General features: G+C 61.2%; 16 protein-coding genes. 6 read left to right on the top strand and 10 right to left on the bottom strand.

Going from position 1 to position 12,383, the window contains the following annotated elements; all coding sequences use genetic code 11:
• Positions 1–301: 301 nt before the first annotated feature.
• Complete coding sequence (locus FS320_RS45185; protein ID WP_153885310.1) at positions 302–469, bottom strand: hypothetical protein; 168 nt, start codon at positions 467–469, stop codon at positions 302–304.
• A gap of 251 nt (positions 470–720) precedes the next feature.
• Here FS320_RS45185 and FS320_RS15630 point away from each other — a divergent pair, with 251 nt between their 5' ends.
• A complete protein-coding gene (locus FS320_RS15630; RefSeq protein WP_152712776.1) occupies positions 721–945 on the top strand; it encodes a NepR family anti-sigma factor in 225 nt (74 codons plus the stop codon).
• Positions 946–993: 48 nt separating this feature from the next.
• On the opposite strand, the gene FS320_RS15625 is transcribed toward FS320_RS15630, so the two are convergent.
• Positions 994–1,353 (bottom strand): hypothetical protein, encoded by a 360-nt coding sequence (locus tag FS320_RS15625; RefSeq protein WP_152712775.1) that lies wholly within the window; start codon positions 1,351–1,353, stop codon positions 994–996.
• A gap of 111 nt (positions 1,354–1,464) precedes the next feature.
• A complete protein-coding gene (locus tag FS320_RS15620; RefSeq protein WP_152712774.1) occupies positions 1,465–1,860 on the bottom strand; it encodes a response regulator in 396 nt (131 codons plus the stop codon).
• A 381-nt stretch (positions 1,861–2,241) separates the two neighbouring features.
• On the opposite strand from FS320_RS15620, the gene FS320_RS15615 reads away from it, so the two are divergent.
• Both FS320_RS15615 and FS320_RS45180 read left to right on the top strand, forming a co-directional pair.
• Positions 2,242–2,481 carry a hypothetical protein gene (locus FS320_RS15615; protein ID WP_152712773.1) on the top strand — a complete coding sequence of 80 codons (240 nt, stop codon included), beginning with the start codon at positions 2,242–2,244 and terminating at the stop codon, positions 2,479–2,481.
• Between the two features lie 111 nt (positions 2,482–2,592).
• Entirely contained in the window at positions 2,593–2,742 is a 150-nt protein-coding gene (locus FS320_RS45180) for a hypothetical protein (protein WP_153885309.1), read from the top strand.
• Between the two features lie 277 nt (positions 2,743–3,019).
• On the opposite strand, the gene FS320_RS15610 is transcribed toward FS320_RS45180, so the two are convergent.
• The 6 genes from FS320_RS15610 to FS320_RS15585 all read right to left on the bottom strand — a co-directional run bounded on the left by FS320_RS15610 (position 3,020) and on the right by FS320_RS15585 (position 8,382).
• Positions 3,020–3,280, bottom strand: coding sequence for a hypothetical protein (locus tag FS320_RS15610; protein WP_152712772.1), 261 nt, complete (start codon positions 3,278–3,280; stop codon positions 3,020–3,022).
• Positions 3,281–3,534: 254 nt separating this feature from the next.
• On the bottom strand, positions 3,535–4,788 hold the full coding sequence (locus FS320_RS15605; protein ID WP_152712771.1) for a porin: 1,254 nt from the start codon (positions 4,786–4,788) through the stop codon (positions 3,535–3,537).
• Between the two features lie 314 nt (positions 4,789–5,102).
• Positions 5,103–5,393, bottom strand: coding sequence for a hypothetical protein (locus FS320_RS15600; protein WP_152712770.1), 291 nt, complete (start codon positions 5,391–5,393; stop codon positions 5,103–5,105).
• 121 nt (positions 5,394–5,514) lie between these two features.
• Positions 5,515–7,071, bottom strand: a complete 1,557-nt coding sequence (locus FS320_RS15595; RefSeq protein WP_162003019.1) for an AMP-binding protein — start codon at positions 7,069–7,071, stop codon at positions 5,515–5,517.
• An 18-nt stretch (positions 7,072–7,089) separates the two neighbouring features.
• Positions 7,090–7,596, bottom strand: coding sequence for a xanthine phosphoribosyltransferase (gene gpt, locus FS320_RS15590; protein WP_152712769.1), 507 nt, complete (start codon positions 7,594–7,596; stop codon positions 7,090–7,092).
• A 39-nt stretch (positions 7,597–7,635) separates the two neighbouring features.
• Positions 7,636–8,382 carry a competence/damage-inducible protein A gene (locus FS320_RS15585; protein WP_152712768.1) on the bottom strand — a complete coding sequence of 249 codons (747 nt, stop codon included), beginning with the start codon at positions 8,380–8,382 and terminating at the stop codon, positions 7,636–7,638.
• Between the two features lie 120 nt (positions 8,383–8,502).
• Between FS320_RS15585 and sfsA the strand changes: the two genes are divergently transcribed.
• Positions 8,503–9,222 (top strand): DNA/RNA nuclease SfsA, encoded by a 720-nt coding sequence (sfsA, locus tag FS320_RS15580; RefSeq protein WP_152712767.1) that lies wholly within the window; start codon positions 8,503–8,505, stop codon positions 9,220–9,222.
• 201 nt (positions 9,223–9,423) lie between these two features.
• On the opposite strand, the gene FS320_RS15575 is transcribed toward sfsA, so the two are convergent.
• A complete protein-coding gene (locus FS320_RS15575; RefSeq protein WP_152712766.1) occupies positions 9,424–10,251 on the bottom strand; it encodes an FkbM family methyltransferase in 828 nt (275 codons plus the stop codon).
• Positions 10,252–10,394: 143 nt separating this feature from the next.
• Between FS320_RS15575 and map the strand changes: the two genes are divergently transcribed.
• Positions 10,395–11,216 carry a type I methionyl aminopeptidase gene (map, locus tag FS320_RS15570; protein ID WP_152712765.1) on the top strand — a complete coding sequence of 274 codons (822 nt, stop codon included), beginning with the start codon at positions 10,395–10,397 and terminating at the stop codon, positions 11,214–11,216.
• A gap of 92 nt (positions 11,217–11,308) precedes the next feature.
• Complete coding sequence (gene radC, locus FS320_RS15565; RefSeq protein ID WP_152712764.1) at positions 11,309–11,995, top strand: RadC family protein; 687 nt, start codon at positions 11,309–11,311, stop codon at positions 11,993–11,995.
• Positions 11,996–12,383 lie beyond the last annotated feature (388 nt).

The raw sequence follows: 12,383 nt of genomic DNA, 5'->3' as shown, positions 1-12,383 counted from the left end.
GCGGCCGCTCGGGCGGCAGAAGCGGCTCAAGGCGCTGCCACTGCCGGTCCGTCAACTCGTAACGTGTCACGTTGGATAAATGGGAACTCCAAGCTCCTCATGGAACCCCTTTGCAGACACGCCCTAGGCGCGGATAGCAGCTCGTCTGGGCCTGGACTGCGCCGAGCCCAGCCAAGTAGATTGCAGCGGTCAGGATCGCTCTGGCCATAGGTTCATCCGAAAACGTTACGGTTCAGGTTAGCAACAAAGATGACGCAGGGAAATGCGCGCCAGCCGTGGCGGGAGAGAGAAGGAGCGTCTCTCAGCGGCTGGTCCAAGCTCGCAAGGCCAGGATCGGCGTCAGGATCGGCCAGCCGAAGCCGGCGATCAGAATGTGGTCGAGGCCTATCCCCTCCTCGCCTTCGATCATGGTTGACACTGCCAACAGCAGGATCACACCACACAAATAGACCATGAGAACTTCACGCATGAACCCAGCCGCCTTCGTCGTTAAGGTCGAGCTTTGGCGCAGTGTTCGGATGAATCCAATGCGACCGGCGGTCGCCTCATTCTCCTGAGTGGAACTTCCAGACTACGGTTAAAGGCAAGGGAAGCTCATCCCATTGCCGGCACTGGATGGCCCATCCATCAAAAGATTCTTCTTTTTCAGAAACTTAGCTGCAACTCAATCCGACTTCACCCGTTCTCAGGCTCAAGGATAGCAACAGAAGGAGGATATGGATGCCAAAGCGGCACCATTCTTATGTCGCAGAGGGCCATAGAGGTTGGAGCATCGGCGCCAACAGTTTGACCGCCTCTGGACAGTCCGAACTCCTGAAGGATCTCGGCCGGCAGCTGCAGCAGAACTATCAGAACATCCTGAAAGAACCTGCTCCCGATCGCATAAAGCAGTTGCTGGAGCGATTGGAGCGAACCCGCCACCACGATGAGGACGGCGATCTCTAGGATCTGGCTCGCTCTCTGAGATCCGTCCTCGCTCCAGCAACCATGGCATCAGCGCCTACGACGGTTTCCCTGGTCGGATGCGGCTTCGCGTGGGATGAGGTTGTAGATCAGGAACCCGGCCAGGATCCCCGCCCCGAGCAGAACCAGTGGATAGGCCCCGGCTGTGTGGGCCGCCTGGGACGCTTTCTCCCTGACGACGTATAGAGGCGCGGAATCGTGGATCAGGCGTTCTGCGCGCCTGAGGTTTTGGCGCCGGGTATGAATTTCCAGATCGTATCCCTCATCGTCGTCGTGCTGGTGGACGGAAATGCTGTTACGGGCGAATCCACCAGACACCAGACGCTGAACGGCCTGATTGGCCTCCTTGCGGGACGAGAACCTGCCTGTGGCAACGGACGTATGCGGCATCAGTCAATCCTTTCAAACTGCTGACGCCAATTCCTGGCAAGCGCCAAGGTTCCACGTCTCCGCCGGATAGGATGCAAGGAGCGAACCCCGAATTGCCTGCGCGGTCCTGCTTCAGTTCCGCCGATAGGCTTGAGCCGCTTTCTCAGCTTCCATCAGGACTTCGAGCGCCCTCCAGGGTTTCTGCATGAACCGGACGTCACGGGGAACATCGCCTTCCTGCTGGTCAAGGGGCCTGCCCGAGGTCAGAACCGTCCTGACCCATGGCCATTTCAGGCGCACGGTGCGAACCAGGTCCAGGCCATCCATCAGACACGGAAGACGGACATCGGCGAACAGAAAGGCCACATCGTCGGAATGCAGCCGCAGATAATCCAGAGCCTCTTCCGCGCTGGAGGCCTCTACGACCTTGAGGTCGGTCTCCTCAAGTAGAGCTGCCGCCAAGCCTCTGACTTCGAAATCGTCTTCGACGATCAAGGCTACCCGATAAGGCTCTATCGCCTGTCCCATCCGGCCATCTCCTCTATTATCCGGCTGTTGTTCTTGGAGTCCATTGCAGGTGCAACGACCCTTGAAGGCTCTATGATCATTGGAAAGACCCGCCCGGAAACTCAAAGCGGGTGGTCGGCGTGATGAAGCCAAACGCGATACAAAGCTGCCCCCTTTCAGGCAGCTACTGGAAACGCTTCTTTTTGAGGCTGTTTACAAATTCTGAATTCCCGGTGGCATGACCACCGGGTGAAAGCCCTCATCACAGAACGGTGAACACCGTCCTCCGTTTCACCTTGGCCTTTAAGAAATTTGCCGCGACCTCTTTTTTCGCCTGAAGGAACACACCTTCGCGCTGTAGCTTAAGCTTAGAACCGACCGTTCTCACGTGAGATCCCTGCCGTGTTCAAGCAGACCCAGCTTCACCAAGAGTTCTTGGATCTGGAGCACCACATGCGGCTTCTGGATCGCCAACTCGCGGACGCGCTCCAGCGCATTCGCCACGGTTCCTCCCCGGATCTCGTCGAGAAGGCCAAACAGGACGAGAGGCATCTTTTAACAGAACTCGATCGCCTGATGACCCGGATGCGCGCCATCGAGGGCCAGCTTCTCCAAATTCAGAAGAGCGCCACACGACACTAAGCAAAGACAAATGCAGGCTGCACCATGTGTGGAAGCACACCTCACATGGTGCGCTCAAGGTCCATGGTGGCACCCGATTAACGCAAGGTCAGGCCACGAAAAGGATGAGACATGGCCATCAAGAATTCTCATCTCGAATCTCGCACCGAAGCGGCCTGTGATCGAGCAGCGTGGCGGCTTGGGATTCCTTTATTTCCGACGTTGCTCGGCGTATTGGCCATCCTGAACGTCGCGTCGGTCGTCCTGGTTCTGATGGAATAGGTCGCTTGGCCGACAATCCTGCCGCCGCAGGTCTTCCGGGGAGAGCAGGTCGTCCGGGGAGACACGAGGAACTGCAGGGCGCTTTAGACGATAAGCTGCCCTGCAGGTTCATAGAATGGACTAGCGCAACCCGAGGAACGACAAGATCGCGAGGACGACCACGATCGCTCCGATGAGCCAGATGATGTTGTTCATGATGATGCTCTCCTAACGGTGGAATTGACTCCATGCCAACGGTCAAGGTGAGCCTTCGTTCCTTCGGTCAAGGTGCATCGGGCTAATTGGGAGCACAGGCAGTCACATCTCCGCCTGCCCCGCCCCCTGATGGGCCGATCTGCCTGCTCGACACGGTCGTACAGGCCTCGCGCGTGAAGCCTTGGCTCGTATCCGCCTGGATGCGGCCGTCATAGACGCGCTGAGTCTCATAGCCTTGCCCGGATTGGTATTCCCAGGTGGAGACGCCGGCGGCTCCTACGCATCCCGTCAACCCAAGCGTGAGGATCGCAGCGGAAGCCAGATTTCTGAGGGCTTTGAACATCGTTGACCCCGAACTTTTTGAAACTGGACGATCACTCGTGGGCTTATAGGCAGTATTTCCGCTACGGCAATCCACCGCTCTGGGGCATCGTGCGGAACCGAAGGTCCGCGTCAGCGGAAAACGATGCGATCGTCGAGAATGGACGCATCGAATGGATTCCAAAAAGTGGGTCCGCTATCGGGTCCGATGCTCAACACCAAAAGAAAAGCCCCGGTGTCACCACCGGGGCTTTCCAGTCCAAAAAGATAAATCGATCAGAAGTCGCGCTGAACGCGCAGACGGCCTTCGATGGTGTCGTTGTCTTCGCCGAAGCTCGGACCACGCGGGTCGAGGTTGGAGTAGAGAACCTCAACACCGATATCGAGACCGGAGACTGGCGACCAGATCAGGTTCGAACCGGCACGCCACTCGGCGAAGTCGAAGCTCGACGCGACATTAGAGCCGTACTCGACGCGAGCATACGAACCGAACACGTTCTGGCGGACCGTTGGGGTCCAGTAATGGTTCAGACCACCGGCGATCGACCAGCCACGACCAGTCTCGATATCGCCATCAGAGCCGATATAGGCGTCGACAACGTCACGGGTGGTGGAGCCAGCTGTCACGTTCGGATCGAAGCCGAGATAGCCGAGAGCACCGTCAGCATAGGTGGCCGCGAGCCAGAGCGCATCACCCTCAGCAAGCATCGGCAGGTTGACGTAGCCTTGAGCCGTGACGGCCCAGCCGAGTTCAGAGTCAGGAACCGTACCGACGAATGGCGCCGAGGCGACAGCTGCGGTGAGCACGTCACTGCGCAGCTGGTGCAGGGCGCCGCCGAGCTGAGCCGAACCCCAGGTGCCGGCGTACTTCAGGTTACCGACGAGGTCAGGATAGGTCTGACCGGCGCGGTCGAACACGGTGATAGGATCGCCATCTGCATCAACGCCGAACGAATTACCCGCGAAGCTGCCCTCTTCAGCCGCCAGCGTGGCCGAGAAGCCGTTGCCGAAGGAGAAGGTGTAGGCGAACACGTTCACTGTCGGAGCGTCGTAGAAGCGGAGTGTGCCCCAGTTATCGTTCGGAAGGTCGCTGTTCATGAAGAACGAGACCGTACGACCGGCGGTGAGGCCGCCGAACTGAATGAAGGCCTGGTCGACGTTGGCCGAGGTGGAGCTGAAGCCGTACACGCCGGTGTCGCGGGTCATCTCGAAGCGCACGAAGGTGCGGAGCAGACGGTAGGAGGTGGCGGTGCGGGCGTCGATGTTCAGACGACCACGAGCGCGGAAGCCGATGGCATCATCCTCGCGATCGGTCGGCTCGAGATACTGAAACTCGGCGCGAACACGGCCGCCGACGCGGAGGCAGGTTTCGGTGCCGGGGATGTAGAAGAAGCCTGCGCCGTAGGTGGAGCAGACGCGAACGTATTCGACAGCAGCGGCCTTCTTCGCGGGGAGATCGGCGGCCTGTGCCCCTGCGACAGCCGCGAGACCCGCGACCGATCCAAGGAAGAGGCTCTTAGCGAGCTTCATGGTTTTCTCCAAAAATTCCTGAGTCCATGACCCATGTACAAACGTGACCATAATCATGCCGCAGTCTGACGCAACCGAGGTAAACGCCATGTTCGCTCATTAGTCGCGCAATCTGCTGAAAAGATAAGCAAATTTGGAAGACACCCGTGATTATCCTGAACAGTGTGTCATTATTTCAACAGCGCGGACGCCCACTCTGGAAAGCGCTGAATGGCGACGCCTGATGAATCCTCAATCGAACCGTCGCGCTCCGGAAATCCGGAGGATACGAGACAGCGCAAAGCGCTCACGGAATCAAGGCGACGGGCGCGACCTTAGTCGTCGAAGAAATAATCCGTATCCCGGCAGAGATATCCGACAGGGCATTGCGGCGTATCCCTCGTTGGCACGAAACCGGGCTCGATCGTCTCGTTAAACTCGCAAAAGGTGCGGTCCCGGACGTAACGGTCGTAGGTGTAGGTGCCTGTTCCAAGGACAATGGCGCCGCGCGAGAAAACGATCCCGCGCGCCTGATTGCAGGTCATACTAGGTGTGGAGGGCCGGGACTGAGCCAATGCGCTCGATGTGTAGGCCAATGCGACCAGAACAAGAGCAATTCTTTTCATCTCAGAACCCTTCATCCAGACATGCCCATAGGGAATAGCTGTCCCGAATGACAACGTGGAAAGCCGAGCTCAGTTACTGGTAACGTTGAGGGTTGTTCTTCAAAGAAGCGAGAGCTCAAGCCTAGAGCATCGGTTGCAGCCGCCGCGCCAGCTCAACGGCGGCGGCGTAATCGGTCTTGCCGGAACCCAGCACCGGAATTCCCGATACGAGAATGGAGCGGGGCATCCAAAGCTCGGGAAAACCTTGGGCTTTGGCATGCGCCAGCAGCACGTCCCGGTCCGCATCCGCCTTGTCGGTGATGAGGATGATCTGCTCGCCCTTGCGCGGGTCCGGAATGGCCACGACCACATGGCTGTTGTCGGGCCACAGTCCCTGAACGGTCGCCTCGATGGCTGCCAGCGACACCATCTCGCCCCCGACCTTCGCGAAGCGCTTCGCCCGCCCCCGGATGGTGACGATCCCGTCATCGACGGTGACGATGTCGCCGGTGTCGTGCCATCCATCGACAGGAGGATGAATGCCGCCCGGAGCCGTCGAATCGAGGTATCCCTTCATCACGTTCGGGCCGCGCACGTGCAGGCGCCCACCTTCATGGATTCCTTCGACCGGATCGAGGCGCCATTCGATTCCCGGCAGGATCGGCCCGACCGATCCGGACCTGTTCCTATCCGGCAAACTGACGGCGATGACCGGCGAGCATTCGGTGGCGCCGTAGCCTTCCAGAATCACAGTGCCGTGCTTGGCCCAGAGCCTGCGCGTCTCGTCCTTCACCCGCTCGGCGCCGGCGATGACGTAACGGACGCTCGCCAGATCGGTCTCGCCCGCGGCTCGGGCATAGCCCTGCAGAAAGGTGTCCGTCGCGAGCATGATCGTGGCGCGCGTGCCGGCGACGAGCTTCGGGATCTGCCGGTAATGGAGCGGGCTCGGATAGAGCACCGACTTCATGCCGTTGAGAACCGCCGTCAGGAGCCCTGCGGTCAGGCCGAAGGAATGAAAGATCGGCAAGGGGTTGAAGAACACGTCGTCCGGCTTCAGCACGTCACCGGCAAGCGCTTTGACCTGATAGGCATTGGCGATCAGGTTGGCGTTCGAGAGCGCCACGCCTTTCGGTATGCCTTCCGACCCTGACGTGAAGAGCACGACGGCGGGATCGTCGGGTTCGACCTTGGCTCCGGCATGAACGCGCCGCGCCATCCAGGAATCGATCAGCCCACGCAGCTTGTCGAGGCTCGTCAGCTTTGCACGAACGTCCTCGAGCCACAGGATCCGCCGCCCCTCCCCCAACGCTGCGACGATGTCGTCGAGTTTGCCTTGCTCGACGAAGCGGCGGGAGGTGACGATGGTTTTGATCCCGGCCAGTTCGCAGGCCGCCTTCAGGTTCTTGAGCCCGGCCGTGAAGTTCAGGAAGGCTGGAACGCGCCCGAATGCATTGAGCCCGAACAGAGTGACGGCGATGGCCTGAACGTTCGGCAGCAGCACGCCGATAGGTTCGCGCTCATCCGTCAGGCTCGCAAGCCTGCGGCCGAGAACGAGCGACCCCAGGACAAGGCGGCCGAAGGTGATCGGCTGACGTTCGAGGTCCTCGAGGGCGACCTTGTTCCGGCCGAACCGATCCCTCGCATAGAGGAGAGCGCCGAAGAGGCTGTTGCGCGTCCGCGCAATATCGAACTCCGCCACGGGCGCTCCTTGGCTCTGTTAACCCGCCGAGCCTTCGCGGATCGGAGCTTGGTAGGCTAGGCCCATATCCCAGGGGAAGTAGATCCAGGTATCCTGGCTCACTTCCGTCACGAAGGTGTCGATCAGGGGCCGACCTGCGGGCTTGGCATAGACGGCGGCGAAATGCGCGTTGGGGAGCATATCGCGCACGATCTTGGCGGTCTTGCCGGTATCGGTGAGATCGTCGATCACGAGAACGCCCTTGCCTGTCCTATCGCCCAGGGCCTTGATCGCAGGGGCGATGTCCTTCAGCACCTGCAGCTCGCCCTGGTTCTTGTAGTCGTGGTAGCTCGCGATGCAGACGCTCTCGATGAGCCGGACGTCGAGCTCGCGCGCCACGATGGCAGCCGGCACGAGGCCGCCGCGGGTGATGCAGACGATCGCCTCGAAAGGACCGGCCGAGGCCAACCGCCAGGCGAGAGCCCGGCAATCACGGTGGAACTGATCCCAGGAGACGGGGAAGGCTTTCGGAGAGGTCGGGGACATCGATGTGCTCTTCGGCTTTTGTGGTGACGACAATAACTCTTACAGGGGCGCCCGGTCACCCTTGAGGCGACCGAGAAGCTCGCGAATGGCCGCGGCAGCGCTTGCAACCGACTCCGGGTCCTTGCCCCGCACGACGATCTGGTTGCGGAAGCCGCTTGTCGAGAACGACGGATAGGATCCGATCGACACGCCCTCGTCCGACAAGGCGATCTGGCCCAAGCCCTCGGCATAGATGCCCTCGGCCAACCCCTCGGCTTCGATGGTCTCGATGATCATGCGGGCGCCGGTCTGGAGCGACGGCGCGATGATGTCGAGCATGGCCTGCATGATGGAGGGCACGCCCGCCATGACGAAGACGTTGCCGATCCGGAAGCCCGGAGCCTTGGAGATCGGGTTCTCGATGAGATCGGCCCCCTCGGGGATCCGGGCCATGCGCAAGCGCGCCTCGTTCAGCTCGTGCGGCTGGTAGCGCTCCTGCAGCAGGGCGACGGCCCGCGGATCGACGCCGATGCCGACGCCGAAGGCCTTGGCGATGGAATCCGCCGTGATGTCGTCGTGAGTGGGGCCGATACCGCCGGTGGTGAAGAGATAGGTGTAGCGGCCGCGCAGGGCATTCACCGCCGCCACGATCTCCTCCTCCACGTCAGGCACGACGCGGACCTCGCGCAGGTCGATGCCGATCCCGGTCAGGTACTCGGCGATGTAGCCGATATTCTTGTCCTTGGTGCGCCCGGTGAGGATCTCATCGCCGATGATGAGAAGGGCGGCTGTGACGGAGATGGCCATGCGCAGCGATCCTTTTAGGGGCCTTTAGCGTCAGAAACGGCAATTCTCAAGCGAGGGTTCAGTTGAACCCCCGCCTTCTCCTCTGATACGACGAATTTTTCGTTCAGGCGTTGGAATTTGATGCGTTTTCAGGAAACCCTGCTCGAGGGCCGTCTCATCGAGCGTTACAAGCGATTTCTGGCGGATGTCGAGCTCGATACGGGCGAGGTGGTCACGGCCCATTGCGCCAATCCCGGAGCCATGATGGGCCTGAAGGAACCCGGCAGCCGGGTCTTTCTCTCCCGGGCGACGAATCCGAACCGCAAGCTCAAATACAATTGGGAATTCGTGGAGGTCGCTGCCGGCGGCGGTCCACGGCAACTCATCGGCATCAACACCTCCCGTCCCAATCTCCTGGTCGCCGAAGCCCTGCGGGAGGGGCGTCTCGCTCCTTTCGCGGATTACGAGCGCGTCAGGCCGGAAGTGAAGTACGGCAGGAACAGCCGGGTCGATTTCCTGCTCGAAAAGGACGGCGAGCCGCCCTGCTACCTGGAGGTTAAGAACTGCCACCTGATGCGCGAGGCGGGCTTTGCCGAGTTCCCGGATTGCGTCGCGGCCCGCAGCGCTAAGCACCTCTACGAGCTGGCCGACATGGTGGCCGTGGGGGCGAGAGCCGCCCTCGTCTATGTCATCCAGATGGATGCGAACCGTTTCGACGTGGCCCGCGACATCGACCCCGCCTACGACAAGGCCTTCCGACACGCCTTGGCGGCCGGCGTCGAATCCTATGCCTATGTCTGCCGCATTACGACCGAGGAAGTGGCGATCGACCGCCCGGTCGAGATCGTGACCCCGCGATAGAACGACTCAACAGCTGGCTCAAAACCACCACCCTCATCCTGAGAGGCTGGCTCGTCATGCACTTCCCGCCGTCATGGCCGGCCTCGTGCCGGCCATCTCGACTAAGAAAAGCGCTGCGCTTCAAGCCATCGGGATCACCGGCACAAGGCCGGTGATGACGAAAGGATGAGAACCCGGCGAGTGCCGATTTGGGTCGGACTTTCAGGAGCGCTCGAAGGCCAGGTTCATCTTGGTCTCGAGGATCTGCCGGTAGCCCTTGCTCTTCAGGAGTTTCACCACGTCGATCTGCCAGCGTTCCGGGACGTTGGCGACGACGAAGAGCGAGGGGTAGAGGGAGGCAGGCGCATCCCGGAAGAACGGGTCGAGCACCAGGTCTTCGGCCCCTTCCACGTCGAGCTTGATCGCGTCGACGCGGGTCAGGCCCTCCCGACTCAGGAGTTCCAGCATGGTCACGGCCGGGACGCGGATCGCGTCCGTCTGGCTCGAATTCACGATCTTCAGGCTCGCCTCGCCCCGGTTGAGGGGATCGAGGAACAGAGTGAGTTCGCCGGTCTTGTCCGCCACCGCGCAGTCCACGGCCTTGATGGTGCAGGAGGGGTTCTGGCGGATGTTGTAAATCAGGCGGTCGAAGATCTCCGGCTGGGGCTCCACGGCCAGGATCCGCGTCGGAACGGCTCCCGCCTCCCGCGCGACCGAGAGGGCATACCAGCCGACATTCGAGCCGACATCGATGAAGGTGAAGCCGTCCACGATCCGTGAGCTCAGGATCCTGATCTCATCGGTGTCGAAATACTGGGGCGTGAACAGGATGCGCCGCTCGCAGACGTTCTTATAGGGGTAGAGCCGCATGCGGACGCCGAAGGTCTCCAGGTCGAGCGGCAGCCCCTTCAGGCTCTTCATCGCCAGGCGGCGCAGCATCAGGGCCAGCCGGCGGCCCGCCCATCCCTCGGGCAGCCCGCGCGTGCGGTCGATCACCCAGCGGGCGAGTCCTGAAGGCGCAAAATCGCCGAAAGGGCGAGAATCGTTCATTAAGCGGGAATCCACAGCCGTCGAATGGATGAACAGGGTTGCTCATGACACCCTCGGACGCCAATCGCAAGCGGGGCATAAGGTCTTTGCTTGCGTCGCGCGCAGCGATCCTTACATTCCGGGCATCAGATCAAGGATCGAAAATGACTGAAACCGAGATTGTCGAGCGCAAGCGTGCCGCCGAGATCCCGCTCCACGGGCCGGAGGCCTTCGAGGCGATGCGACGGGTGTGCCGCCTGACGGCCGAGTGCCTCGACATGCTGACCGATTACGTGAAGCCCGGCGTCACGACGGAATTCCTGGACAGGCTCGCCTTCGACTTCATCCGCGACCATGGCGCCTACCCGGCCTGCCTGCACTATCGCGGCTACACGAAGACGATCTGCACCTCGATCAACCACGTGGTCTGCCACGGCATCCCCAACGACAAGCCCCTGCGTGACGGGGACATCATGAATATCGACGTGACCCTGATCCTCGACGGGTGGCACGGGGATTCGAGCCGGATGTACTATGTGGGCGACGTGTCGCGCCGGGCGCAGCGGCTCTGCGAGATCACCTATGAGTGCCTCCTGCGCGGCATCGCGGCGGTCAAGCCTGGCGCGACCACCAACGATATCGGGGCAGCCATCCAATCCTATGCCGAGGCCGAGCGGTGCTCGGTGGTGCGGGATTTCTGCGGCCATGGCCTCGGCCGTGTGTTCCACGATTCGCCGACGATCCTCCACTACGTGGAGCCGGCCTATAACGTGGAGCTGAAGCCCGGCATGCTTTTCACCATCGAGCCGATGATCAATCTGGGCCGGCCTCAGGTGAAAGTGCTCTCCGACGGCTGGACCGCCGTGACCCGCGACCGCTCCCTCTCGGCTCAGTTCGAGCACACGGTCGGCGTGACGGAGAGCGGTGTCGAGGTCCTCACCTTCTCGCCGAAGGGTCTGGACAAGCCCCCTTACGCTGCAGCTTGACACTAGCCTGCCGCATCGCTTCAAGCCTACAAAGTAACATCGATGCTCCGGGGCTGTCCCGGAGCATCGATCGGCAACAGCGACGGGCGGGCATGAGCGGCGACGAGACTCCCCATTATCACGGCCATCGCCACCGGCTGCGCGCCCGCTTCATGGAGGTGGGTGGCGATGCGCTGCCGGATTACGAACTGCTGGAACTCGTCCTCTTCCGCTCCATCCCGCGCCGGGACGTGAAGCCCATCGCCAAGGAACTCATGAAGCGCTTCGGCACCTTCGCCGAGGTGCTGGCGGCCTCCCCCGCCCGGCTCATGGAGGTAGAGGGCATCGGCGAGAGCGTGGTCACCGATCTGAAGATCATGGAAGCCTCCGCCCGCCGGCTCGCCAGGGGCGAAGTGGCGAAACGGCCGGTCCTGTCCTCCTGGACCTCCGTGATCGACTATTGCCGGGCCGCCATGGCCTTCATGGACAAGGAGCAGTTTCGGCTGCTCTTCCTCGACAAGCGCAACGCGCTCATCGCCGACGAGGTGCAGCAATCGGGGACGGTCGATCACACGCCCGTCTATCCGCGCGAGGTGATCAAGCGGGCCCTCGAACTCTCGGCGTCGGCGCTGATCCTGGTGCACAACCACCCTTCCGGCGACCCGACGCCATCCTCCGCCGATGTTAAGATGACCCGGGAGATCATCGACATCGCCAAGCCGCTGGGGATCACCGTCCACGACCACATCATCGTCGGTCGCGAAGGCCACGCCAGCCTGAAGGGCCTGAAGCTGATCTGAAGCCGATTGAGGTACGGCAACCGCCTCAGTGCCTACCGGCTGCCCGGTCTTGAAGAAGCGTCTCTCCGGAGGAGAGACGCTGGATTCGCCGAAAGCAGTTCGGGACTAATCTTGGGGCTTTACGATAGCGCCCCCCTTATTGGGAGCAGCCCCAGGAGAAGGCATAGGCGCCTGTAGACAATGCGACTGGCGCTGCAGCAAGCGCAACAGTTAAGCCAACGATCCGTAGAAAATTGCTCATCCGGATTCTCCATTATGAGACCAGCACATGCTGGCTCTAGTGTTATACAATTACAAAATATTTATGCAAGTGCGCCCTCACACTTCACCGGCCGCATGGGTCACGTGAAGCCTGCAAGGCCTGCGGTCCATCTGAGCTTGGCTTGAG

This window comes from Microvirga tunisiensis (genome assembly GCF_009296175.1).
In the GTDB taxonomy this organism is placed as follows: domain Bacteria; phylum Pseudomonadota; class Alphaproteobacteria; order Rhizobiales; family Beijerinckiaceae; genus Microvirga; species Microvirga tunisiensis.
This window is presented reverse-complemented; position numbering and strand designations above follow the sequence as displayed.